Source organism: Luteimonas sp. S4-F44 (genome assembly GCF_022637415.1).
GTDB lineage: Bacteria > Pseudomonadota > Gammaproteobacteria > Xanthomonadales > Xanthomonadaceae > Luteimonas.
The window spans coordinates 2499164-2523888 of the sequence record NZ_CP093340.1; the positions used below are offsets into that span (position 1 = coordinate 2499164).

The 24725-nt window shown below is 70.1% G+C and carries 23 protein-coding genes; 12 read left to right on the forward strand and 11 right to left on the reverse strand.

Annotated elements, in window-relative coordinates; all coding sequences use genetic code 11:
• The first annotated feature begins 312 nt into the window (after positions 1-312).
• The 7 genes from MNO14_RS11475 (at position 313) to MNO14_RS11505 (ending at position 9780) form a co-directional block, all read left to right on the forward strand.
• Complete coding sequence (locus MNO14_RS11475) at positions 313-1611, forward strand: MFS transporter (RefSeq protein WP_241943870.1); 1299 nt, start codon at positions 313-315, stop codon at positions 1609-1611.
• Positions 1612-1663: 52 nt separating this feature from the next.
• Positions 1664-2698 carry an endo-1,4-beta-xylanase gene (locus MNO14_RS11480; RefSeq protein WP_241943871.1) on the forward strand — a complete coding sequence of 345 codons (1035 nt, stop codon included), beginning with the start codon at positions 1664-1666 and terminating at the stop codon, positions 2696-2698.
• Positions 2699-2748: 50 nt separating this feature from the next.
• Positions 2749-5595, forward strand: a complete 2847-nt coding sequence (locus MNO14_RS11485) for a glycosyl hydrolase 115 family protein (protein ID WP_241943872.1) — start codon at positions 2749-2751, stop codon at positions 5593-5595.
• 91 nt (positions 5596-5686) lie between these two features.
• A complete protein-coding gene (gene uxaC, locus MNO14_RS11490; protein ID WP_241943873.1) occupies positions 5687-7108 on the forward strand; it encodes a glucuronate isomerase in 1422 nt (473 codons plus the stop codon).
• Between the two features lie 38 nt (positions 7109-7146).
• Positions 7147-8352, forward strand: coding sequence for an endo-1,4-beta-xylanase (locus MNO14_RS11495; RefSeq protein WP_241943874.1), 1206 nt, complete (start codon positions 7147-7149; stop codon positions 8350-8352).
• 30 nt (positions 8353-8382) lie between these two features.
• Positions 8383-8901 carry a YcxB family protein gene (locus MNO14_RS11500; RefSeq protein ID WP_241943875.1) on the forward strand — a complete coding sequence of 173 codons (519 nt, stop codon included), beginning with the start codon at positions 8383-8385 and terminating at the stop codon, positions 8899-8901.
• A 141-nt stretch (positions 8902-9042) separates the two neighbouring features.
• A complete protein-coding gene (locus MNO14_RS11505) occupies positions 9043-9780 on the forward strand; it encodes an rRNA pseudouridine synthase (RefSeq protein WP_241943876.1) in 738 nt (245 codons plus the stop codon).
• A 9-nt stretch (positions 9781-9789) separates the two neighbouring features.
• Here MNO14_RS11505 and MNO14_RS11510 read toward each other — a convergent pair whose 3' ends face one another.
• The gene (locus MNO14_RS11510; RefSeq protein WP_241943877.1) at positions 9790-10647 is read right to left on the reverse strand and encodes a PA4780 family RIO1-like protein kinase; all 858 of its coding nucleotides are present in this window, start codon (positions 10645-10647) and stop codon (positions 9790-9792) included.
• A gap of 216 nt (positions 10648-10863) precedes the next feature.
• Here MNO14_RS11510 and MNO14_RS11515 point away from each other — a divergent pair, with 216 nt between their 5' ends.
• The gene (locus MNO14_RS11515) at positions 10864-11907 is read left to right on the forward strand and encodes an SMP-30/gluconolactonase/LRE family protein (protein WP_241946330.1); all 1044 of its coding nucleotides are present in this window, start codon (positions 10864-10866) and stop codon (positions 11905-11907) included.
• Positions 11908-11966: 59 nt separating this feature from the next.
• On the opposite strand, the gene MNO14_RS11520 is transcribed toward MNO14_RS11515, so the two are convergent.
• The 4 genes from MNO14_RS11520 to MNO14_RS11530 all read right to left on the reverse strand — a co-directional run bounded on the left by MNO14_RS11520 (position 11967) and on the right by MNO14_RS11530 (position 14749).
• On the reverse strand, positions 11967-12608 hold the full coding sequence (locus MNO14_RS11520; RefSeq protein WP_241943878.1) for an NAD(P)H-binding protein: 642 nt from the start codon (positions 12606-12608) through the stop codon (positions 11967-11969).
• Positions 12605-12733, reverse strand: coding sequence for a hypothetical protein (locus MNO14_RS16640; RefSeq protein WP_256451826.1), 129 nt, complete (start codon positions 12731-12733; stop codon positions 12605-12607). Before MNO14_RS16640 ends, MNO14_RS11520 begins: the two co-directional genes overlap by 4 nt.
• Positions 12734-12825: 92 nt before the next feature.
• Positions 12826-13524 (reverse strand): alpha/beta fold hydrolase, encoded by a 699-nt coding sequence (locus MNO14_RS11525; RefSeq protein WP_241943879.1) that lies wholly within the window; start codon positions 13522-13524, stop codon positions 12826-12828.
• Positions 13517-14749, reverse strand: a complete 1233-nt coding sequence (locus MNO14_RS11530) for an MFS transporter (RefSeq protein WP_241943880.1) — start codon at positions 14747-14749, stop codon at positions 13517-13519. The genes MNO14_RS11525 and MNO14_RS11530 overlap by 8 nt, the downstream gene beginning before the upstream one ends.
• Positions 14750-14826: 77 nt before the next feature.
• Between MNO14_RS11530 and MNO14_RS11535 the strand changes: the two genes are divergently transcribed.
• Positions 14827-15732 (forward strand): LysR family transcriptional regulator, encoded by a 906-nt coding sequence (locus tag MNO14_RS11535; RefSeq protein WP_241943881.1) that lies wholly within the window; start codon positions 14827-14829, stop codon positions 15730-15732.
• Between the two features lie 124 nt (positions 15733-15856).
• Here the strand turns inward: MNO14_RS11535 and MNO14_RS11540 are convergent, their stop codons facing one another.
• Complete coding sequence (locus MNO14_RS11540; RefSeq protein ID WP_241943882.1) at positions 15857-16747, reverse strand: AraC family transcriptional regulator; 891 nt, start codon at positions 16745-16747, stop codon at positions 15857-15859.
• Positions 16748-16884: 137 nt separating this feature from the next.
• On the opposite strand from MNO14_RS11540, the gene MNO14_RS11545 reads away from it, so the two are divergent.
• Complete coding sequence (locus MNO14_RS11545) at positions 16885-17640, forward strand: SDR family oxidoreductase (RefSeq protein WP_241943883.1); 756 nt, start codon at positions 16885-16887, stop codon at positions 17638-17640.
• A 61-nt stretch (positions 17641-17701) separates the two neighbouring features.
• Entirely contained in the window at positions 17702-18094 is a 393-nt protein-coding gene (locus tag MNO14_RS11550) for a hypothetical protein (RefSeq protein WP_241943884.1), read from the forward strand.
• A gap of 195 nt (positions 18095-18289) precedes the next feature.
• Here the strand turns inward: MNO14_RS11550 and crcB are convergent, their stop codons facing one another.
• Entirely contained in the window at positions 18290-18664 is a 375-nt protein-coding gene (gene crcB / locus MNO14_RS11555; RefSeq protein WP_241943885.1) for a fluoride efflux transporter CrcB, read from the reverse strand.
• Between the two features lie 94 nt (positions 18665-18758).
• The gene (locus MNO14_RS11560; protein WP_241943886.1) at positions 18759-19445 is read right to left on the reverse strand and encodes a DUF1345 domain-containing protein; all 687 of its coding nucleotides are present in this window, start codon (positions 19443-19445) and stop codon (positions 18759-18761) included.
• A gap of 324 nt (positions 19446-19769) precedes the next feature.
• Here MNO14_RS11560 and MNO14_RS11565 point away from each other — a divergent pair, with 324 nt between their 5' ends.
• On the forward strand, positions 19770-20198 hold the full coding sequence (locus MNO14_RS11565) for a VOC family protein (RefSeq protein ID WP_183425902.1): 429 nt from the start codon (positions 19770-19772) through the stop codon (positions 20196-20198).
• An 81-nt stretch (positions 20199-20279) separates the two neighbouring features.
• Here the strand turns inward: MNO14_RS11565 and MNO14_RS11570 are convergent, their stop codons facing one another.
• From MNO14_RS11570 to manD, 3 genes are all read right to left on the reverse strand, one after another.
• The gene (locus MNO14_RS11570) at positions 20280-21725 is read right to left on the reverse strand and encodes a mannitol dehydrogenase family protein (protein ID WP_241943887.1); all 1446 of its coding nucleotides are present in this window, start codon (positions 21723-21725) and stop codon (positions 20280-20282) included.
• On the reverse strand, positions 21722-23350 hold the full coding sequence (locus MNO14_RS11575) for a glycoside hydrolase family 43 protein (RefSeq protein WP_241946331.1): 1629 nt from the start codon (positions 23348-23350) through the stop codon (positions 21722-21724). Before MNO14_RS11575 ends, MNO14_RS11570 begins: the two co-directional genes overlap by 4 nt.
• A 101-nt stretch (positions 23351-23451) precedes the next feature.
• Entirely contained in the window at positions 23452-24705 is a 1254-nt protein-coding gene (gene manD, locus MNO14_RS11580) for a D-mannonate dehydratase ManD (RefSeq protein WP_241943888.1), read from the reverse strand.
• Positions 24706-24725: the final 20 nt, after the last annotated feature.

Below are 24725 nucleotides of genomic sequence, written 5' to 3' on the forward strand. Positions count from 1 at the left end.
CCTGACAACCGCTCCGGCGCCGCGCTCGAATTGATGGTAGCGCTATCAAAAATAGACCGCACGCTGCGTAGCAGCATGGATGCGCCAGAGCCGGAAACCGGTAAAAATGCCGCTGGAAATGCTGTATCACCCGTACTTCGACGGTGCTATGCCCGCTTGGTGCAGCGCAGAACGCATTCCAAAACTCGCTGTGTTAATGATAGCGCTACCACGTCTTGGCGACGTGGACGACGCCTGGAGGGAGGCGATGACAGCGATTGGGAGAGCGCGGCCACTGGCGGTCGCTGGCAGCGATCGTGCGGAGCGATGCGGATGAGCGGCGGCGATCGGACCACCCGCGCCACGCCGGCTGCCAAGGTTGGCATGTACCGCTGGCGCGTGTGCGCGATGCTGCTGGCCGCCACCACCATCAACTACGTCGATCGCCAGGTGTTGGGCGTGCTCGCGCCGTTTCTGCAGGACGAGATCGGCTGGAGCGAAATGCAGTACGGCGCCATCGTCACTGCATTTCAGGCCGCCTACGCGATCGGCTTGCTGTGCGCCGGCGCCGTCATCGACCGGTTGGGGACCAAGGCCGGCTACGCGATCGCGATCTGCGTGTGGAGCATCGCAGCGATGAGCCATTCGCTGGCGGCCAGCGTCGCCGGCTTCATGATCGCGCGCTTCCTGCTGGGGCTGGGCGAAGCCGGCAATTTCCCGGCCGCGATCAAGACCGTGGCCGAGTGGTTTCCCAGGCGCGAGCGTGCGCTCGCGACCGGCATCTTCAACTCCGGTTCCAACATCGGCGCGATCGTCGCCCCGCTGTTGGTGCCGGTCATCGCAGTGACCTGGGGCTGGCAGGCCGCGTTCCTGTTTACCGGTGCGCTCAGCGCGACCTGGCTGGCGGTGTGGCTGTTGACCTATCGCACGCCCGAGCAGCAGCCGGCGCTGTCGCCGACCGAGCTTGCGCATATCCGCAGCGATCCTCCCGAACCGTCGGCCAAGGTGCCTTGGCGGCGCATCCTGCGCCACCGCCAAGCCTGGGCCTTCGTCGCCGCCAAGTTCATCACCGACCCGATCTGGTGGTTCTTCCTGTTCTGGCTGCCGAAGTTCCTCAATGCCGAGTACGGGCTGACCCTGCTCGCGCTCGGGCTGCCATTGGTGGCGATCTTCGTGCTGGCCGACGTGGGCAGCATTCTCGGCGGCTGGCTGGCCGGACGTTTTTTGCGCCTGGGCTGGAGCGTCAACCGCGCACGCAAGGGCGCAATGCTGGTCTGCGCACTGTGCGTGGTGCCGATCGTGTTCGCCGCGCAGGCCGACAATCTGTGGCTCGCCGTGGCGCTGATCGGACTGGCGACCGCGGGTCACCAGGGCTGGTCGGCCAATGTATTCACGCTGACCTCGGACATGTTTCCGCGCCACGCGGTGGCCTCGGTCGTGGGCATCGGCGGCTTCGCCGGTGCGGTCGGCGGCATGATGATCGCCACGTTCATCGGCTGGTTGCTGCAGACCACCGGCAGTTATCTGCCAGTGTTCCTGATGGCCGGCTCGGCTTACCTGGTGGCGTTACTGATCGTGCACCTGCTTGCGCCGCAGCTGGCGCCGGCACGACTGCACGACGGGGCGGCGTGAGCCTGCACCGGTGCCACTGCGATGTTCTGTTCGATTTCGGGAGCCTGACACGATGAAGACCTCTTCCCTGCCCTTGCTCGGCGCGCTCGTCCTTGCCCTCGCCGCCTGCGGCGAACGCCCGGCCGCCGCGCCAGCCGCCGCCACTGCCGATCCGGCGTCTGTTCCCGCCTCCACGGCGCTGGCCCACGGTCACGACAAGTTCCTCGGCGGCGCCTACAGCCCGCCACAGGCCGAGGGCTTCACCGACTACTGGAACAAGGTCACGCCGGAGAATGGCGGCAAGTGGGGCGAGGTCGAGGCCGAGCGCGACGTGATGGTCTGGGACGAGCTCGATGCGGCCTGGCAGGTCGCCAAGGACCACGGCCTGCCGTTCCAGATGCACGTAATGGTCTGGGGCAACCAGCAGCCGGAGTGGATCAAGACCCTGCCGCCCGACGAGCAGCGCGCCGAGATCGAGCAGTGGTTCGCGGCCGTCGCCGCACGTTATCCGGGCATCGATTTCGTCGAGGTCGTGAACGAGCCGCTGCACGACCCGCCGTCCAAAGACGACGAAGGCGGCGGCCACTACATCGAAGCGCTGGGCGGCGACGGCGAGAGCGGCTGGGACTGGATCCTCGAATCGTTCCGGCTCGCCCGCCGGCACTTCCCCGACGCCAAGCTGATGATCAACGAATACAGCGTGACCAACGATTCCGACGCCACGCGCCGCTATCTCGAGATCGTGCGGCTGTTGCAGGCCGAGGATCTGGTCGATGCGATCGGCGTGCAGGGCCATGCGTTCTCGACGACGACCGACACCGCGATCGACGTGCACCGCAGCAACCTCGATGCGCTCGGCGCGACCGGGTTGCCGGTCTATGTGACCGAGCTCGACATCGACGGGCCCGACGACGCGACCCAGTTGCGCGACATGCAGCGGATCTTCCCGATGTTCTGGGAGCATCCCGCCGTCAAGGGCGTCACCCTGTGGGGCTTCCGCCGCGGTCTGTGGCGCGACGAACAAGGCGCCTACCTGGTTCGCGACGACGGCAGCGAACGGCCGGCGCTGGACTGGCTGCGCAACTACCTGCGCGGCGAGGCGGACTGATGGTGTCGTTCGCGTGCGCAGCGGGCGGAAGGCGGCTGTCCGTAGCGGTCGTGTTGCTGATCGCCGTGGCCTGCCCGGCGCTGGCCACCGTGCCGACGCCCGCTGCCGACGATTGCACGCGACCGGCCGCAGTCTGCGAAACGGCGGTGCCTGGCGCTTTACCGCTGATCGTCGACGGCCGGCCGTTGCCGGTGCTGGTCGATGCGGCCGACGATCCGGGCGTCCTGCGCGCCGCCGTCGACCTGCGCGCCGACCTGGCCGCGGTCGCCGGTACGGATGCGCCCAAAACCGCGACGCCGCTGGCGATCATCGCCGGCACGCTCGGACACAGCCCGCGCATCGACCGCCTCGTGCGCGAACACGGACTCGACGTTTCCGACGTCGCCGGTACCTGGGAAGGCCACCTGCTGCAGGTTGTCGACGCCCCGGAACCGGGCATCGACCGCGCGCTGGTGATCGCGGGCGCCGACAGGCGCGGCACGATCTTCGGCCTCTACGAACTCTCGCGTCGCATCGGCGTGTCGCCGTGGACCTGGTGGGCCGACGTGCCGGCGCCGCATCGCGCCGCGCTGCACGTCGCCCCCGGCCGCTTCGTCGACGCGCCCGCGGTGCGCTACCGCGGCCTGTTCATCAACGACGAGGACCCCGCGCTCGGCGGCTGGATGCAGGCGACCTATGGCGGCCCGAACCATCGTTTTTACGAACGCGTGTTCACGCTGATCCTGCGCCACAAGGGCAATTTCCTGTGGCCGGCAATGTGGGGCCGTGCGTTCTACGACGACGATCCGCGCAACGCCGCGCTCGCCGACGAGATGGGCGTGGTCGTGGGCACCAGCCACCATGAGCCGATGATGCGCGCGCACGTCGAATGGTCGCGCCATGGCGCGGGGCCGTGGGACTACACCAAGAACGCCGAGCGGCTTCGCGATTTCTGGCGTACCGGTATCGCGCGCATGGGTCGCCACGAAAGCGTCGTGACCCTCGGGATGCGCGGCGACGGCGACGAGCCGATGGCCGAAGGCACGGCGATCCCATTGCTGGAGGGCATCGTCGCCGACCAGCGGCGGATCCTCGCCGAGGTCACCGGCCGCCCACCGCAGGACACGCCACAGGTCTGGGCGCTATACAAGGAGGTGCAGGACTACTTCGATGCCGGCATGCGGGTGCCCGACGATGTCACGCTGCTGTTCGCCGACGACAACTGGGGCAACCTGCGCCGATTGCCCGCGCCCGGCGACCGCCGCGCCGGTGGCTACGGCGTCTACTACCACTTCGACTACGTCGGTGGGCCGCGCAACTACAAGTGGCTCAACACCACCCAGATCGAGCGCGTCTGGGAGCAGATGCGCCTGGCCTATGCGCACGGCGTCGACCGGCTGTGGGTGGTCAATGCCGGCGACATCAAGCCGATGGAACTGCCGATCGGCTTCTTCCTCGACCAGGCCTGGAACCCCGACGCGATGACCCGCGAGGCGCTGGCGGCCTATCCCGCCGCCTGGGCCGCGCAGCAGTTCGGCGCCGCCCACGCCAGCGAGATCGGTGAGATCCTGACCCGCTACACGCAGTTCAACGCGCGTCGCAAGCCCGAGCTGGTGTCGGCCGACACCTGGAGCCTGCTGCATTTCGGCGAGGCCGAGCGCGTGCTGGCCGAATGGGGCGCGCTGGTCGCGCAGACCGAGCGCGTGGGGGCCGCACTGCCGGCCGCGCAGCGCGACGCCTGGTATCAGCTGGTCGCCTATCCGGTGCTGGCGAGCGCCAACCTCAATCGGTTCCATATTGCGGTCGCGCGCAACCGGCTGTACGCCGACCAGGGCCGCGCGTCGACGAATGCCTGGGCGGACGAGGCGGTGCGCCTGTTCGCGCGCGATGCCGAGCTGGCGCGCATCTACGAACAGGACATCGCCGGCGGCAAGTGGGTGCACATGATGTCGCAGCCACGCATCGGCTACACACATTGGCAGATGCCCGACCGCAACGTGTTGCCGGCGCTGGCGCGCATCGACGTGCGCGAGCGCGGCACGATGGGCGTCGCGGTCGAGGGCGATCCACGCGGCTGGCCGGTGCCGGCCGAGATCGCGCGGCTTCCGGTACTCGATCCCCAGGCCACACGCGCGCCGGAGGTCGTCGTGTTCAACCGGGGCGCGGCGCCGTTCCGCTACACCGCCACCTCATCCGTCACCTGGCTGCGGGTGACGCCGGCCACTGCCGAGGTCACGGACGCCCAGCCGCTGCGCATCGAGGTCGACTGGCAGGCGGTCCCCGCTGGGACACAGGTCGCCTATCTCGACTTGCTCGGCAGCGACCGCACCGAAGTGCGTGTGGCGGTGCCGGTGACCCGGCCGGCATCGACCGGGCCGATGACAGGCTTCGTCGAAAGCGGTGGGGTCGTCGCGATCGAGGCCGGCGACTACACGCGCGCCGTCGCGCCGGACGGCCTGGCCTGGGAGACTATCCCGCATCTGGGCCGCACCCGCGCGGGCGTGACCACGGTGCCGGTCACCGCCGCCTCCAGCGAGCCCGGCCCCGGCGGCGCCTGGCTCGAATATCCGGTGCACCTACAGGCCGCCGGCGAAGTCGAGGTCCGCGTTGTGGTGTCGCCGACACTCGACTACGCCGACCGCGGTGGTCAGCGCCTCGCGGTATCGTTCGACGACGCCGCGCCGCAACGGCTGACCATGCGCCTGGACCCGACGCCCGGCCACCCGGATTTCCCGGCGTGGCAGCGTGCGGTCGCCGACAGCGTGCACGTCGCCACGTCGCGCCACCGCATCGAGGCCGGTGCGCAGACGCTGCGCCTGTGGCGCGTCGATCCGGCCGTGGTCGTGCAGCGCATCGAGATCGTCCGCGACGGCGTGCCCAGGACGCTGCTCGGACCGCCGACGAGCACGAGGCGATGAGATCCCCGGCCAGCGCAGGCGCGACACGCTGGCACCGGGCAGCCCGATCGCGTGTTTGTCCACGTCCGCACCGCTTCGAAGAAGACCACCCATGACCGCCCACGCCCCGCTCGCCCTGCATCCCGATCGCCTGTTCCCGCCGGAGCCGACCCAGCGTGCGATCGCGCGCCGGCTGTACGCGCAGATCGCCGGGCTGCCGATCATCAGCCCACACGGCCATACCGACCCGGCCTGGTTCGCGACCGATGCGCCGTTCGAGAATGCGACCGAGCTGCTGCTGGTGCCGGATCACTACGTGTTCCGGATGCTCCACAGCCAGGGCGTGGACCTCGACGCGCTCGGCATCCCGCGCGCCGACGGCTCGCGCGCGGCGGTCGACCCGCGCGCGGCCTGGCGCCTGCTTGCCGAGCGCTTCCCCCTCTTCCGCGGTACGCCGTCCGCGCTGTGGCTCGACCATGTGTTCTTCGAGGTCTTCGGCCTGCGCGTGCGGCTATCCGAGGCGACCGCCGATCTCTACTACGACAGCATCACCGACGCGCTGGCGACGCCGGCGTTCAGGCCGCGCGCACTATTCGAACGCTTCGGCATCGAGGTCATCGCGACCACCGAGTCGCCGCTCGACCCGCTCGAGCATCATGCCGCGATCCGTGCCAGTGGCTGGACCGGCCGGGTCATCACGGCCTATCGCCCGGACGCGGTGATCGACCCGGAGCACGAACAGTTCCACCAAGCACTGGCGCGCTTCGGCGATCTGACCGGCGAGGACGTGCACGATTGGACCGGTTACCTGCGCGCGCACCGCACGCGGCGCGCGTTCTTCGCGCAGCTGGGCGCCACCTCGACCGATCACGGCCACCCGACCTGCGCAACCGCCAACTTGCCGCCGGACGAGGCGCGCCGGCTGTTCGAGGCCGTCGTACGCGGCGATGCCCCGCCGGCACAGGCCGAACTGTTCCGCGCGCAGATGCTGACCGAGATGGCGCGCATGAGCCTGGACGACGGCTTGGTCATGCAGATCCACCCGGGCTGCTTCCGCAACCACAACCGCGCCCTGTTCGACCGCTACGGCCGCGACAAGGGTGCCGACATCCCGGTGCGCACCGAGTACGTGCACGCGCTCAAGCCGCTGCTCGACGTCGCCGGCAACGCGCCCGACTTCCGCCTGATCCTGTTCACGCTCGATGAGAGCACCTACGCGCGCGAGCTCGCACCGCTGGCCGGGCATTGGCCGTGCCTGTCGCTGGGGCCGGCGTGGTGGTTCCACGATGCCCCGGAAGGCATGTGGCGCTTCCGCGAGCAGACGCTCAGCAGCGCGGGCTTTTACAACACCGTCGGTTTCAACGACGACACCCGCGCCTTCCTGTCGATCCCGGCCCGTCACGATGTCGCCCGGCGCGTCGACTGTGCGTTCCTGGCCAAACTCGTCGCCGAGCATCGCCTGGACGAGGACGCGGCGGCCGAGGTCGCGATCGATCTCGCCTACCGGCTCCCCAAACAGACGTATCGGCTGTGATGCGCCACGCCCGTTCTGCCCAGCCCGCCGGAGATCGCATGTCCGCACCCATGTCCTGCCGCCTGCTCCTGGCGACCACGCTGCTGGCGTGGTCGGCCGCCGCGCTCGCCCTGTCGCCATCCGTTGTGCCGGACGCCAGCGCCGGACCGCGCCAGGCGCAGCCGCCGGCCACGCTCAAGGGCGCCTACGCCGGTGCGTTCCGGATCGGCACTGCGGTCAACGACGACATCGTCGCAGGCCGCGACGCACGCGCGCAGGCGCTGGTGCCGCTGCACTTCGATGCGATCACCGCCGAGAACGTCATGAAGGCCGAGGTGCTGCATCCCGCGCCGGACACCTGGGATTTCGCCGCGGCCGACGCCTTCGTCGACTTCGGTCAGCGCCACGGCCAGTTCATCGTCGGCCACACGCTGGTCTGGCACAACCAGACCCCCGACTGGTTCTTCCAGGACGCCGCCGTCGCCCCGCTCGCAGCCGACGCGATGACCGCGCGCCTGCGCGACTACGTCGCCACCGTCGCAGGCCGCTATCGGGGACGCGTGCACGCCTGGGATGTGGTCAACGAGATCGTCGGCGAGGACGGCGCGTATCGCGACACCGTGTGGACGCGCGCGCTCGGTGACGGCGACACCGTCGTACGCGAAGCCTTCGCCGCCGCGTCGCGCGCCGCGCCCGACGCCGAGCTCTACTACAACGACTTCAACACTTGGCGCCCGTCCAAGCGCGCCGGCATCGTGCGCCTGGTGAAGATGCTGCAGGACGCCGGCATCCGCATCGACGGCATCGGCATGCAGGCGCACTGGGGCCTGCACTACCCGTCGCTGGAGGACATCGAGGCCTCGATCGACGCCTATGCCGCGCTGGGGGTCAAGGTCATGATCACCGAACTCGACATCGACGTGCTGCCGCTCACGCGCGAGGGCCAGGTGATCGGCACCGGGCTGGCGCACCCGCAGTTCCAGTTGGAAGAGTTCGAGCGCTACCTCGACCCCTACCCCGACGGCCTGCCGGCCGATGTCGAACGCCAGCTCGCGCAACGCTACGCCGAGCTGTTCGCGCTGTTCCATCGCAAGCGCGACGTCATCGACCGCATCACGGTCTGGGGCGTGCACGACGGCATGTCGTGGAAGAACGACTATCCCGTGCCCAACCGCACCAACTACCCGCTGTTGTTCGACCGCGATCGCCGGCCGAGACCCGCGCTGGACGCGGTCCTCGCGGTGCCGGAGATGGCGACGCGCTAGCATCGGCGCAACGCCCTTTCCAGGCAGGCCATGGACCGCAACACGATCTTCACGCTCGACGAGCGCGACCACCGGCGCGGTGCGCGCGTCCACCTGCTGCGTGCGATGCGCGATCGCCGTACGCGCCTGCGCCTGATGCTGTTGTGGCTGGTCGCTACGCTGGTGGTGAGCGGGATCGCGCTGATTCTCGGCACGCCCTGGTCCGAGCTCGCCGGCGACCTGCCGTGGATCGCGCTCGTCGCAGCAGCGACAATCCTGGGGTTCGCGTTCGGACTGCCGCTGCTGCTCGCCCCGCTGCTCGTGCGCCAACGCTTCCGGCGCGAGCCGCTGCTGCGCGAGCCGGTCATCGCGCACTGGGACGAGGCCGCCTATCGGGCGCGCCAGGGCGGTGTCGAAAGCCGGGTGGCGTGGGGCACCTACGTGGCCTGGCAGGAAAGCCCTGACCTGTTCGTGCTGTTCCTCTCCGATTACAACTTCCAGCTGCTCCCCAAGCGTGCGCTCGATGCGGCGCAGGTCGACGATCTCCGGATGCTGCTCGCCACGCGCTAGCGGCCAGCGCCACCATTGGGCCTGCCTGCCGGCCGCACGCGGTGACGTTCTGGCCCAACGACAGGTAGCGACTGGCTCGGCCAGGACCAGCCCGCAGCGCGCGGGCCGCTACACTGCCCGGCCCCCGTCCCGACGCCCGCCATGTCCGATCCCGTCCGTCTCGCCCATCGCGTCGCCGAGCTGTTCGCGCTGTCCCGCAACGAGGCCGAACAGGTCATCCGCAACGGCTGGGTGTCAGTGGATGGCGTTGTGATCGAGGCCCCACAGCATCGCGTCACCGTCGAGCAGGTCGCGCTCGACCCCGCGGCCCGCGTCGAAGCGGTCGAGCCGGCGACGTTGCTGCTGCACAAGCCGGCCGGCATCGATGCGATGGATGGGCCGCGGCCGGCCGTCGCGCTGGCGACGCCCGAGACGCGCTGGGCTGACGACCCGAGCGAGGTGCGCCTGCTGCAGCGCCATTTCCATCGCCTGACGCCACTGGTCCCGCTCGACACCGAGGCGAGCGGGCTGATGGTGCTGACCCAGGATGGCCGCGTCTGGCGCCGACTGACCGAGGACGCCGACCAGATCGAGCACGAGTACATCGTCGAGGTCGCCGGCACGCTGGGGCCTTACGGCCTGGGCCAGCTCGCGCACGGCATCCAGATCGACGGTCGCACCCTGCCGGCGTGCAAGGTCAGCTGGCAGAACGAGACCCGGCTGCGCTTCGCGATCAAAGGCGTGCGCGACGGCCAACTGCGTGCGATGTGTGCGCAGGTCGGCCTGGACGTGGTGTCGATCCGCCGCCTGCGCATCGGCCGCATCGCGCTGGGCAAAGGCCCGCACGGTGCGATGCCGCCCGGCGCCTGGCGCTACCTGCCGGTCGGCGAGAAGTTCTGAGGCTGCGGCCTAGTCGTCCGCGTCCGCGGCTTCACGGCCCTGCTGGCGGATCAGCGCTTCCTGCCGGGCATCCTCGATCGCATCGCGCACGCCGTCGACATCCACCGCCCCGGCCGGGGGCGTGAAACGCCCGGTCAACACGGTATCGGGAGCCAGCGTACCGGCCTCGAACAGCGCCCACATCTCCTCGCCGTACCAGGTATCGAGCAGTTCGGGCGCCGAACGTCCGAGGTAGGCAGTGAGGTTATTGACGTCGCGCAGCAGCATCGTGCGCGCGGCGTTGTTGCCCGCCGCGCTGACCACCTGCGGGAAATCGATCACTACCGGCCCTTGCGCGTCGACCAGCACGTTGTAGGGCGACAGATCGCCATGGATCAGGCCGCAGCACAGCATCCGCACCACTTCGCGCACCAGCGCGCGGTGGTAGTCGCGGGCCTGGTCGGCGTCGAGCGCGACCTCGCCCAGGCGCGGCGCCGAGAAGCCATCGGCATCGGTCACCAGTTCCATCACCAGCACGCCGTGCACGTACCCAAACGGCTCGGGCACGCGCACACCGGCGGCGCGCAGCTGGTACAGCGCGTCGACCTCGGTGTTCTTCCAGGCAGTTTCCTGCTGCTTGCGCCCGTACTTGCTGGCCTTGCCGATCGCGCGCGCCTCGCGGCTGCCGCGCACCTTGCGGCCTTCCTGGTACTGCACGCGCTGCTGGAAACTGCGCTGCGCCATGTCCTTGTAGACCTTCGCGCAGCGCACCTCGTCGCCGCTGCGCACGACGTACACCGCCGCTTCCTTGCCGCTCTTGAGCGGACGCACGACAGCATCGATCACGCCGTCGTCGATCAGTGCCTGCAGGCCTTGGGGGGTTTTCACGCGGGTCCTGTGCGGTGGTCGGCACGGCGGGGGCCGGCCACGAGCGGGGAAGCTTCGCATGTCCGTTCCGGAGCCGCCATCGCCCGCCGGCGCGCAGCAAGATGCGGACAGGCTTGGCTTCATCCGGCATTCGAAAAGCCGCCTGCGCCGCGGCGATTCGCCACTGCGCGCCGGAGGTTGCATGCTGTCCGGCCCCGAACCGGAGACCGCATGCCCATGCGATGGCCCGCGCTGCTGCTCGCCCTGCCCCTGCTCGCCGCCTGCGCGGCGCCGACACCGCCCGTCGATGCCGAGCCTGATGCCGATGCCGCGCCGACAATCGGCCGGCTGACCCGCTGGCACGCCGGCTTCGACGCGGTCGTCGCGCCGGATGCACGCATCGAACGCCTCGCCGACGGATTCACCTGGTCCGAGGGCCCCGCGTGGATCGCCGACAGCGGCGATCTGCTGTTCACCGATGTGCCCGAGAACCGCATGCATCGCTGGTCCGAGGCCGACGGCGTCTCGGTGTTCCTCGAGCCGTCCGGCTACGACGGTCCCGACACCGGCGGGCTGCGCGAGGCCGGTGCCAACGGCCTGCTCGCCGAGCCCGGCGGCAGCCTGCTACTGGCCGATTCGGGCAACCGGTTGGTCGCACGCCTGGACCTGGTGACCCGGCGCAAGACCCCGCTCGCCGAACGCTTCAACGGCAAGCGCCTGAACAGCCCGAACGATATCGCCCGGCGCAGCGACGGCAGCGTGTTCTTCACCGACCCGCCATACGGCCTGGAAGGCATGAACGACTCGCCGGCAAAGGAGCTCGACTTCAACGGGGTCTACCGCATCGCGCCCGATGGCGGCCTGCATCTGCTCGACGCCACCGTGCCCTTCCCCAACGGCATCGCACTGTCGCCAGACGAACGCACGCTCTACGTTGCCAGTTCCGATCCCGAGGCCCCGCTCTGGTACGCCTACGCGCTGGACGCAGACGGCACGGTCTCCGGGCGCCGCGTATTCGCTGACGCCAGCGACTTGATGACCGACGACGCGCCCGGGCTGCCTGACGGCATGACCGTCGCCGCCGACGGCACCGTGTTCGCGACCGGCCCCGGCGGCGTGTTGGTGTTCACGCCCGACGGCACGCGCCTGGGCCGCATCGAGACCGGCGGCGCGGTGTCCAACTGCACCTTCGGTGACGACGGCCACACGCTGTACATGACCTCCGACGACCTCCTCGCGCGCGTGCGCGTGCGCACGACCGGGATGGGATTTGCGCGCTAGACACCCGGTTCGGCGGGCGCGTCCACACAGGCAGGCCTTGGTGCGGCCTGCACACTGCCTCAGCCCAGCCGCTCCGAGCCCACGACGTGCACGCCGGGCGGGGCGTCGATCGCGGCATCCAGCAGTGCGGCGGCGATCCGCGGTGCCGGGTTGATGCGCCAGCGCGGCGGCAGCAGCGGACCGAGTGCGCCGAGCACGATACCGGCGACCCGCTCGCCCAGCCGGAATTCGTCGCGCGCCCCGCCGATCAGCCCGGGCCGCACGAAGGTCAGCGAGCCGAAGCCGACTGCGGCGAGGTCGCGCTCCAGCTCGCCCTTGACCCGGTTGTAGAACACCCGCGAGGTCGGATCCGCGCCCAGCGCCGAGTTCAGCGCGAATGCCCGCGCACCATGCGCCTGCACACGGCGTGCGACATCGAGCGGATAGTCATGGTCCACGCGACGAAACGCGGCCTGCGAACCGACCGCACGGATCGTCGTGCCGAGCATGCAGATCGCCGCATCGACGTGCCACCAGTCGGCGTCGTCCGGAAGGTGGTCGAAGTCCACCTGCAGCGCACGCAGCTTCGGATGCGCCGGCAGCGCGCGCCGCGCCAGCGCGGTCACCGACGCCACCCGCGGGTCGGCCAGCGCCTGCGTCAGTACATGGCGCCCGACGAGCCCGGTCGCGCCGACCAGCAGCAGGCGTACGCCCTCGCTCATCGCGGCATCGCCTTGGGCGCCGCGGCCGGACGGGGCGCATGAAGCAGCGCACGCGCGACGTGCCGGCGTTCGGCGAGCTGCCGCCCGACACATCTGCCGACGATAACGATGGAGCGCATGGTCATGCGCAGTCCTCCTGCGTGGTGCAACCCGCATCCTGCCACGCGCCGCGTGGCCGCGCCGTGGCGCACACCCGACGATGCCGCGTTCGCGTGGCTCAGTCGCGCAGCCACTCGCGCAGCAGCGCGCAAGTCGTCTCCGGCGCTTCCATCGGCGGCAGGTGGCCGCAGTCGGGAATCGTCGCCAGCCTCGCGCCGGCAATGCCGCGCTGGAGTACATGCGATTCGGCTGGCGGCGTCATGGCATCGTCCGCGCCGACCACGACGAGCGTCGGCACCGCGATCGAGGCCAGCAGCGGCCGCGAATCGGGCCGCGCCAGGATCGCGGCCTGCTGCCGTCGGTAGGCATCGGCACCGACACGTTCGGCCATCGCGCGCACGGCCTCGCCGACCGGCCCGTCGACGTGCCGCGGGTGCACCAGGCGCGGCAGCATCTGCCGCGTCACGCCGGCAAAGCGCCCGCGCGCGAGCAAGGCCAGGCCTGCGCGTCGCTGCGCCGCGCGCGTCGGCGGATCGGGCGCAGCGCTGGTGTCGAGCAGGGCCAGCCGCGCCACCCGCTGCGGCTGGCGGCGCAGGATCTCGAACGCGACGTAGCCGCCCATCGACAGCCCGGCCAGCGCAAATCGCGGCGGCGCGGCGGCCAGCACGCGTTCGGCCATGTCCCCGACGCTGTCGTCGCGGGTCAGGTCGGCGAGCTGCGGCGTGGCGAGGTCGGACACACCGTCGACCACATCGCGCCACAGCCGCGCGTCGCACAACAGGCCCGGCAACAGCAGCAACGGCGTGCGCTCAGCCATGCGCGCTGCTCCGGCCGCGCAGCGTCCACGCCACCCAGGCCCCCAGCAGCGCCAGCCCGCCGGTCAGCGCGACCTCCGCCGGCCAGCCGCCGTGCGCCCAGAACCAGCCGCCGACCGACCCCGTCAGGCTCGAGCCCAGGTAATAGGCCAGCAGATACAGCGACGACGCGTGGCCCTTGTGGCCGGCCGCGAGCCGCCCGACCCAACCGCTGGCGACCGCGTGCGCGACGAAGTAGCCGATCGTCGCCAGCGCGATGCCCAGCATGACCAGCGGCAGCGGCCGCGCCAGCGTGATTGCGATGCCCAGCGCCAGTAGCGCCATGCCGCCGGCTAGCGGCCCACGTCCGCCGAAACGCTCAGCCAGCCGTCCACCCGCCGACGAGGCGAACATGCCCAGCACGTAGGCCAGGAACACCAGGCCGATCTGCGACGGCGTCAATGCATAGGGCGGCGCGGCCAACCGGAAGCCGATGTAGTTGAACAGTGCGACGAACGCGCTGGTGAGCAGGAAGCCGACCGCGTACAGCCGCCGCAGCCCGCCGTCGGCCAGGTGGCCGCGCCAGGCGTCGACATGCCGGCGGGCGACGAACCCGCGCTGCGGCGCGAACTGCCGCGAAGCCGGCAGCAACGCCGCAAACCCCAACGCGGCCAGCAGGCCCAAGACGCCGATCGTGCCCATCGCCACGCGCCACGACCCCAGTTCGACCAGCAGGCCCATGCCCACGCGCCCCATCATCCCGCCGAACGCGGTTCCGGCGACGTACAGGCCCATCGCGCCGCCCAGGTGGCGCGGGTCGATTTCCTCGGCCAGGTACGCCATGGCCACCGCCGGCACACCGCCCAGCGCCAAGCCCTCGAGCGTGCGCGCGGCCAGCAGCAACGGCCAGTCGGGCGAGAAAGCAGCGACCAGGTTCAACAGCGCTGCGGCGGCCATCGACCCGAACATCAACCCGCGCCGCGACAGCTGTTGCGAGATCGCACCGGCCACGACGATCGCCAACGCCAGCGCGCCGGTGCTGAGCGACAGCGCCATCGAGCTGGCCGCTGGCGTCAGCCCGAAATGCGCCGCGAACTCCGGCATCAGCGGCTGCACGCAGTACAGCAGCGAGAAGGTCGCAAAGCCGGCCAGGAACAGCGCCACATTGACCCGCCGGTAGGCCGGCGTGCCGCGCGCAATCGGCGCAGGCCGCGCCGTGCCCGGGGCGCAGAGCGAGGGGGAGGACATGCACGAGAGGATCGACCCTCGCTCGCCATCTGTCCAATCTATGATGGACCCGGTCCCCATCTGTTTCGGAGATACCGATGGAACTGCGCCACGTCCGCTACTTCCTCGCCGTCGCCGAGGCGCGCAACTTCACCCGCGCGGCCGCGCGGCTGGGCATCGGCCAGCCGCCGTTGAGCCAGCAGATCCGCGACCTGGAGGCCGAGGTCGGCGCACGCCTGTTCCGGCGTCTGCCGCACGGCGCCGAGCTGACCGAGGCTGGCCAGGCGTTCCTGGAACACGTGCGCCACCTGCCCGCGCAGGCCGGGGATGCAATCGCGCAGGCCCGGCGTGCGGCGCGCGGCGAGACCGGCACGCTGCGCCTGGGTTTCACCGCCTCGGCGATTCTGATGCCCGCCGTCACCGGTGCGATCCGCGCGTTCCGCCGCGCGTGGCCCGCCGTCGCCGTCGCGCTCGACGAGGACAACAGCGCACACCTGGCCGCGAAGCTGCGCGACGGCCGTCTCGATCTGGCGTTCCTGCGCCAGGACGGCGCGGCGATCGACGACATGGCCCAGCACCCGATCGCCGACGAGCCGATGGTCGCCGCGCTGCCGGCCGCGCACCCCCTCGTGCGCGATGCGCGCCGCAGGTCACTGCGCCTGGAGCAACTGCGCGAGGAGGCCTTCATCCTGACACCGCGGCCGGTCGGCGCGCCATTCCACGACGCGATCCTCGCCGCCTGCCACGCCGCCGGCTTCGCCCCCAGGCTCGGCCCGCACGCCCCGCAGTTGGCGTCGGCGCTCGCGCTGGTGGCCGCCGAACTCGGGGTGTCGGTGGTGCCGGCGGTGATGCGCCAGTTCGCGCTGGGCGGTGTCGCCTACCGCGCCATCGCCGGCCCGCGTCCGATCGCCCGCCTTACGCTGGCCCACCCTCGCGATCGCGACATCGCGGCGGTGGCGAACTTCGTCGCGCTCGCGATCCCGGCGCATGCGGCGTCCCGGTAGCCGCAGGTACGGCGTCGCACACGGGCATCCTGCCGCCGCGCCCGCGCACGATGCGCGTTCCCAAGAACCGCAACGCGAATGGCATCGATCGCTGGCGCTCGCCTGCAGGCGAGCCGATGCCGCATCAGCCCACCGCCTGCGCCCGTTGCCGCACTGCGTCGGTCTCGCGCACCGGCGGCTGTCCGAACATGCGCGCGTACTCGCGGGTGAACTGCGGCACGCTCGCATAGCCCACACCATGCGCGGCGATGCCCGCGGGAACGCCCTCGGCCAGCATCCGGCGACGCGCTTCGATCAGCCGCAGCCGCTTCTGGAACTGCAACGGTGTGAGCGAGGTCGCCGCGCGAAAATGCGCATGGAACGCCGACACGCTCATGTCGGACATCGCTGCCAGCCGCTCCACCGGCAACGGCCGGTCATAGCCGGCGCGCAACGCCGCCACCGCACGCGCCACCCGTTGCGCACTGCCGCTGGGCCACGCCAGCCGACGGATCGCCGGCCCATGCCGCCCGGCCAGCAGCCAGTAATGCATCTCGCGCACATGCTGGGCCTGCAACACCGGCAGCGCAGCCGGCCGTGCGAGCAGCCGCATCAACTGCAGCGCCGCCTCGGCGAGCTCGGCATCGGTCGGCTCCACACCGATCGGCGCGGCAACCAGGTCCGGTGCGGTGTCCATGTCGGCGACCAGATCGGCCACGACCGCCGGATCGATCTCCATCACCAGCGAGCAGTACGGCGCCGCGGCGCTGGCCTGCACGATCCGGCTTTGGGTCGGCAGATCGGCCGCGATCACCAGCGTGTCGCCGGCGGCGAACGCGAACGTGCGCGTGCCCATCGTCACCTCCTTGGCGCCCTGCAGCACCAGGCACGCCAGCGGACGCTGGATGTCGTGGGCCAGCCCGCTCGGCGCCAGCGCGTGCACCGCCGCCAGGCCGGGGATCGGGGTCGCGGCGATGCCGCCGCCCGGCGCGTGGGTGTGCGCGTGGTGGCGAACCAGGTCGAGCAATGCGGTCATGGCGCCAGCCTACGCCTCCCGGTCCAGGGACGGACCGCCGGCTGGAGGATCAGGCAAGCATCGCCGAGCTTCCGGCAACCGGCGTGATCGACGCGGCGCGATAGTGGCTCCCCCGCCACGCACCACAGGATCCCCCCATGACCCGCATCACCCTGATCACCGGCGCCAGCCGCGGCCTCGGCCGCAACACCGCCCTCGCCGTCGCCCGTGCCGGTGGCGACGTCGTGCTGACCTACCGCAGCGGCGACGCCGACGCCCAGGCCGTCGTCGCCGAAATCGAGGCGCTCGGCCGCAAGGCCCGCGCGTTCCAACTCGACGTCGGCGACGCCGCCAGCTTCCCGGCCTTCGCCGAGGCTCTGCGCGCCGCGCTGCGCGAGACCTGGCAGCGCGAGACCGTCGACCACCTGGTCAACAATGCCGGCCACGGCGACACCGCACCGTTCGGCGAGACCACCGAAGCGCAGTTCGACCGCCTCGTCGACGTGCACTTCAAGGGCGCGTTCTTTCTGACCCAGGCGCTGCTGCCGCTGATCGCCGACGGTGGCCGGATCGTCAACCTGTCCAGCGGCCTCACCCGCTTCGCCTACCCCGGCTACGCCGCCTACGCCGCGGCCAAGGGCGCGGTCGAGGTGCTGAGCCGATACCTGGCCAAGGAGCTGGGCCCGCGCGGCATCGCCGTCAACACCGTGGCGCCCGGCGCCATCGAGACCGATTTCGGCGGCGGCGTCGTGCGCGACAACCCGCAGATCAACGAACACCTCGCCGGCATCACCGCGCTCGGCCGCGTCGGCCTGCCCGACGACATCGGCCCGATGATCGCCAGCCTGCTTGGCGACGCCAATCGATGGGTCACCGGTCAGCGCATCGAAGTCTCGGGCGGACAGGCGCTCTGACGGCGAACGGGGGCGCCGAGCGCGCCCCCGTTATCGCGCCGACCGCCGATGGAGATCGGCCTTGCGCGGATCGGACCGGCCACCGGCTATGCCGGCGGCCGACCGACATCGGATCCCGCCACCTCCTGCGCAAGCACGTCGAGCAGGAAGCCGACCACGCACCCTGCCCGACGGCCAGCGCGGTTGGTTCGCGGCCGGATGGGAGTACGGTGAGAACGGACTCGACCGCCAGGTCGGCCACGACGGCGGCACCCAGGTCCGCGTGCGCGTGCTGTTCGAGGGCAGCCTCGACGGTGACATCTACACCGTCGTTTACCTGACCAACGGCAGCGCCCGCAATGTCTGGTCGCGCACGCTGGTCGACAGCGTCCTGGCCGCGATGGCGCCCGAACGTTTCCCGACCGAAGCCCTGGCCGAGACGTTACGCGGCCTCGCCCTCGACGCGCCCAGATGACGATCTGCACGCACGCGCGCGCACGATCCGCGCAGCCAGCCCGCTCGACGACAGCGCGTTCGAGCGCACCGTCAATGCCACCGGCTATGCCGTCCGCGAGAACTTCGGCATCGACCCCGCACTGCGCGTGTTCGACCGAACGCCGACCTGTTCCCGATGCCGGCCAATGCCTGGTAACGCCCTGTGTCCGGGCGCTTACAGCACCGCCCGCACCAACGCCATCCCCGCGAACAACCCACCGATCGACAACACGACCGACGCCAGCACATAGGCGACCGCTAGAGCCGTTTGCCCCCGTTCGTAGAGCAGCGCTGCCTCGAGCGAGAACGCCGAGAAGGTCGTGAAACCGCCCAACACGCCGGTCGCCAGGAACAACCGCAGCGACGGCGACAGCCCACTGCGCGCAGCGAACCACGCCACGACCACGCCCATCAGCAGTGAGCCGACGACGTTGATGCACAGCGTGCCGTAGGGGAAGGTCGTGCCGGCGCGCAGCGCCACCACGTTCACGCCGTGACGCACGGCTGCGCCCAGGCCGCCGCCGAGGAACACCAGCAGGTAATGCGTCATCACGCCCTCCCGATCCAATCAAAAGCGACGGGCGCCGCTCGCGCCGGACGCCCGTCGCCGTGGCGTCGTCGGCCCAGCATTTTGTCACCCGCTCTCACGCCTGGCTGCCCAGGATGTTCACGGTGACCGCGATGACGAACATGTTGAAGAAGAACGCGACCACGCTGTGCAACAGCGCGATCCGCCGCAGCGTGCGGCTGGTGATCTGCACATCGGACACCTGGAAGGTCATACCGAGCACCAGGGCGAAGTAGGCGAAATCCCAGTAATCGGGCGCCTTGTCGCCGGGGAAATCGAGGCCGCGATGGTCGTCGCCGTAATCGCCGTAGAACCCATGCGCATAGTGCAGCGCGAACATGACATTCATGAACATCCACGACAGTACGATGCTGCTGCCGGCGATGGCGATCGACGCGATGCCCCCGGATTTCCCTGCCGACAGCTCGGTACCCAGCGCCACCATCAGGATCGCGACCAGCCCGATCGCGCTCCACAGGATGCCCCAGCGGCCTGCGTCCTGGCGCGTGGCGACCTCGCGCATGCGGTCGGGACCGGCGGTGTCGAACAGCCGCCAAGCGGCAGTCAGGAACACCAGCGCGCCGACGTCGAAGCCGAGCAGCAAGGCCACCGGCCACCGGGCGCCCGCCAGCAGGCAGCCTGCGCAAGCCGCCAGGAACACGGCCGTCGCAAGACTCAGCCGCGGACGCGCGGTGAAGGTCTGGAACGGGCGCCAACGCTTGCGGGAAAGCGCGTGCGGCGGCTCATGCGATGGTGTGCTCACGTCTGCCCTCTTCCGGTTAATCGCCGGACCGCCGGCCCCCGACTGGCGGGGGACGATCGATCACCGTCATCAGCATGCGCGCTCCGGTGTCGATGCGCACGGCCTTGCGGGCACCTGTCCGATGGCAGCCGGATAGTCACGCAGATCTGGTCGAACGCAGCTTGCACGCCCGTCCGCCGACCGCAGCAGCAGCCTCCGCGCTGAGCGGGCCATCCATCCGCTACCGGCAGGTGGCCCGAATCCAACTGCACACAGCCGAGACGCAGCTGGCATGATGGGCCCGCACGCGCCCTTTCCTGTCCACTGCTTTGTCGCGAGGTGCCGATGGAAACGATGGAGCTCCACCGCGGTCGGTTGATCGATCACCTGCAACTCGTCGTGCGCGATCTGGCCGCTAGCCGCCGCTTCTACCAGGCCGTGTTCGACAGCATCGGCATTCCGATCGCCGGCGAAGGCCCGGACTATTTCTGGGCCGATGAATTGTTCATTTCCACCGCCAGCAGCGAAGCAGCCGCCGGCCAGTTGACTGGCCGCCACCACCTGGCCTTCCAGGCGCGCGATGCCGCGACCGTCGACGCTTTCCACGCCGCCGCGATCGCAGCCGGCGGCACAGACAATGGCCCGCCCGGCGAACGCCCGTACCACCCGGGCTATTACGGCGCCTTCGTACTCGACCCCGATGGCAACAACATCGAAGTCGTCTATCACGGCCCGGCCACCTACAGCGCAGACTCGGTCAAGGTCACGTTCTGATCTAGACCGCGCGCGACCTACGGCATTGCATACCGGGACATCGGCGGCCGGCGCGTCATCGCCGACCACTGGCGATCCGTACTAGCGCGCCACGGCCTCAGCCGGATCACGTGCAAGCGCCACATAGCCCCGTCCGATCGCATCGCCGATGGCCGGATCCTCTGCCACATCCGCGAACACCTCGCGCAAGGCGAGGAAGCGCGCGACGTCCTCAGCCTGCCCAGTTGCCAGCCGTCCGATCTGCGCCAGGGTGTCGGCCATCGGGTCGACGAGCGCGACACCGGCCTGGGCCTGCCGGCGCACGAAGTGCATCCACGCGGCGATCGGCAGGCACAGGCGGTCGATGGATCGGCCGGCGGCCTGCGCATCGCGAATCGTGCCGAGCAGGCGCACGGGCAGTTTCTGGCTGCCGTCCCAGGCGATCTGGGCCAGGCGATGGGCGATGGCCGGATTGCGGAAGCGCTCGAGGATCGCGTCGATATACGCGTCCAGATCCAACGCAGCCGGCACGCTCAGCGTCGGCGCGATGTCCTCGCGCATCAGTCTTGCGACGAAAGCGGCCAGGCCCAGATGGCGCATCGCATCGGCGACGGTCTCGATGTCGAGCAACAGCCCGAGGTACGCGAGCGCGCTGTGCGGGCCGTTGAGCAGGCACAGCTTGGCGCGGTCGAAGCCGGCGATGTCGTCGCTGAGGGTCACGCCGACCCGTTCCAGCGGCGGGCGCCCGTTGCAGAAGTGGTCTTCCACGACCCACTGCGTGTAGGGTTCGCGCTGGACGGGCCAAGCATCGTCCAGGCCGAGCGCATCGGCCACGCGGGCGCGCAGCGCGTCGTCGGTAGCGGGTGTGATGCTGTCGACCATCGAGCGCGGGAACGCGACCTCGGCGTCGATCCACGCGGCGAGCGCCGGGTCGGTACGTTCGGCGAACGCGAGCACGGCACGGCGCAGGCGCACGCCGTTATCGGCGAGGTTGTCGCAACTGAGCACGGTGTACGGCGCCAAGCCGGCGGCACGACGTCGCGCCAGGCCGGCGACGACATGGCCGATCGCGCTGACCGGTGCGTCGGGCGTCGCGAGGTCGTGGACGATGTCGGGATGGCGGAGGTCGAGGCCATCGCCGGCTAGGCAGTAGCCCTTCTCGGTCACGGTCAGCGTGACCAGGCGGACGGCCGGGTCGGCGAGACGGGCGAGCACAGCGGCGGCCTCGTCGCGGGCGCACAACACTTCGCGCAGCGCGCCGATGACGCGCAACTGCGGCGTCTGTCCCAGGATCGCGAGCGTGTACAGGCCGTCCTGCGGACGCAGCGCGTCGCGCACATCCGGGTTGCGCAGCGACACCGCGCACACGGCCCAGTCGGGATCGAGCGCCAGCGCATCGTCGAAGTACACCGCCTGGTGCGCACGATGGAAGGCGCCTGCACCCAGATGCACGACGCCGATCCGGGTCGTGGCGCGATCGAAGGCCGGACGCGCGACCGCGGGCGGCAGCGTTGCGAGCAGGGTCTCGGACAGGCGGCCCTGGCTCATCGCTCGTCGCGCGCGTACGGGCCCAGCGTCACGCCGACGAAACCGCCGGCATGGTCGGTGCTCAGCAAGGTGGCGTCGGCATCGCGCAGCAGCCATTGCCAGTCGCCGTCGTCGGCAGCCCACGCGAACCCGATGCGTCCCGCATCGCCGGCCACCTTCAGCCGCAGATCCGCGGCCCGCGCGATGGTGTGCTGGGCGATGATCTGTGCCGGTTGATCGACACCGGCCGCCCGTTCGACGAACACCACGGCGCCATCGTCGGCATCGCGCCGCACACCGAGCAGGTACCAGTGATTGCCGCTCTGGAAAGCGGCGAGCCCGCCCACGATGCCCGGGGCCGGCATCGTCAGTGCGGTACTGGCCTCGAAGGCAAGATGCTGTTGCCGGCGCGCGAGAAACGTCGGGTTGCCCAGCGTGTCCAGGCCCTCGCGCCCGGGGTGGATCGACAGCGCCCCCGGATGCGAGGCGAGATCGGCCCACTCGCGCTTGGGCACGCGCACGAACATCCACGCCGGATCGAGCGCGGGGCCGTCGAACGCGTCGCGCCAGGTGAAGTTGCCGCTCATCGGCGCCTGATCGGCCTGGCGTGACATCCACGATGGCGCGGGCAGCACATAGGGAATCGGCGTGTCCGGCGGCAGGATCGTCGGCCAGCCGTCGGTCCAGGTCACCGGCAGCAGGAACGTCTCACGCCCGGTGTTGTAGTGGCGCACGTCGTAGTTGCGGCTGGCCAGGAACACCGCCCACCAGCTGCCGTCCGGTCCCTGGACCAGATCGGCGTGGCCGGCGTTGGTCACCGGCAACGCCCGCTCGGGCGGCAGGTCGCGCTGGGTCAGGATCGGATTGTTTTCGTACGGCGTGTACGGCCCCCAGACGTCGCGGCTGCGCAGGATCACCTGCGAATGCTGCGGGCCGGTGCCGCCCTCGGCGTTGTTGAGGTAATACCAGCCGTCGACCTTGTACAGGTGCGGGCCTTCGATCCAGATCGGGTTGTCTTCGGGTTTGACGCCGCCGTCGATCAATACCTTGCGCGGGCCGAACGGCGTCAGTGTCGCGATGTCGATCGCCTGCAGCCAGATGGCGCGATGGCCGTCGTAGCGCACCGGCCCGTCCGGCGCATCGTTGTTGAGGAGGTAGGCGCGGCCGTCGTCGTCGAAGAACAGCGACGGGTCGATGCCGCCGATGCCGGGCAGCCAGATCGGGTCCGACCACGGCCCGGCCGGATCGCTGGCGGTGACGATGAAGTTGCCGCCGGCATCGACCGCGGTGTTGACCACGTAGAAGGTGCCATCGTGATACTCGATCGTCGGCGCGAACACGCCGCGCGACAGGCCCAGGCCATCGAAGTCGAGCTGGTCGGGGCGATGGATCGCATTGCCGATCTGGGTCCAGTGCACCAGGTCCTCGCTTTCGAAGATCGGGATGCCCGGGAAATAGGTGAATGTCGAGGCGACCAGGTAGAACTTCCCCTTGGCCGCGACGATGCTCGGGTCGGAATGGAAACCGGCGAGGATCGGATTGCGGAAATGGCCGGCCGGCAGCGGCGCCTCGAACGCACGGTCGCTGCCGCTGTACTCGAACCAGTCGAAGCGCACGGGCTCGGGATCGGGCCGGTCCTCGGCGATGACAGGCGATGCGACGGCGGCAGCCAGCAGACCAGCTGCAAACGCGCGCAGCCAACCGTGCAAGGAGACGTGCGGGGATGGCCCCGTTGCCGGCGCGCCCATCACCAGTCCCACATCCCGCCGTCTTCCAGGCGCGCGACCGGCAGTTGCTTGGGCGTGTACGGGTACTTCGCAGCCAGCGCCTCGTCGATGTCGACGCCGTGCCCGGGCGTGTCGCCCACATGCAGCCGGCCGGCGCGGAATGCGTAATCGTGTGGAAACACTGCCAGGATCTCCTCGCCATGGAACATGTATTCCTGGATGCCGAAATTCGGCACCCAGGTATCGAAATGCAGCGCCGCGCCCATCGTGACCGGCGACAGGTCGGTCGCGCCGTGGAAGCCGGTGCGCACCTGGTGCAGGCCGGCGAAATCGGCGAGCCGGCGGATGTGGGTGATGCCGCCACCGTGGACGATCGTCGTGCGGATGTAGTCGATCAACTGCCGCTCGATCAGGTGCTTGCAGTCCCAGATCGAGTTGAACACCTCGCCCACCGCGAGCGGGGTGACCGAATGCTGGCGGATCAGTTCGAACGAAGCTTGATGCTCAGCCGGGGTCGCGTCCTCGAGCCAGAACAGCCGATAGGGCTCGACATCGCGGGCCAGGCGCGCGGCCTCGATCGGCGTGAGCCGGTGATGTACATCGTGCAGCAGCTCGACCGTCGTGCCGTGGTCGGCGCGCAACTGCTCGAACAACCTCGGTGCCGTCTCCAGGTAGCGCGGCGTGTTCCAGACGGTCTCGGCCGGCAGTTCGCTTTCGGCCGGCTCGTAGGGTTTTCCGGCTGTGGAGATACCGTAGGCCTTCTTGACGCCTGGCACGCCGCACTGGGCGCGCACGGCGAGAAAGCCACGTTCGAGATACATGCCGACTTCGTCGCTGGCCTCTGCAATGTCGCGGCCGTTGGCGTGCGCATAGACCAGCGCGCCCTCGCGCGACCGGCCGCCGAGCAACTGATACAGCGGCATACCGGCCATCTTGCCCAGGATGTCCCACAGCGCGACATCGACCGCGGCAATCGCGGTCATCGTCACCGGCCCGCGCCGCCAATACGCACCGCGGTACAGGAACTGCCACAGATCCTCGATGCGGCCGGCATCGCGGCCGATCAGATTCGGCACCACGTGGTCCTGCAGATAGGCTGCGACCGCAAGCTCGCGGCCATTGAGCGTGGCATCGCCCAGGCCGTAGATGCCCGAGCGGGTGACGATCTTGAGCGTGACGAAGTTGCGGCCGGGACAGGTGACAATGATGCGTGCCTCGACGATCTCGCGATCGTGACGGCTGCTGTGACGGTTGGGTTCGGTGGACGTGGTCATGCGGATGCGGCTCTGGTAGG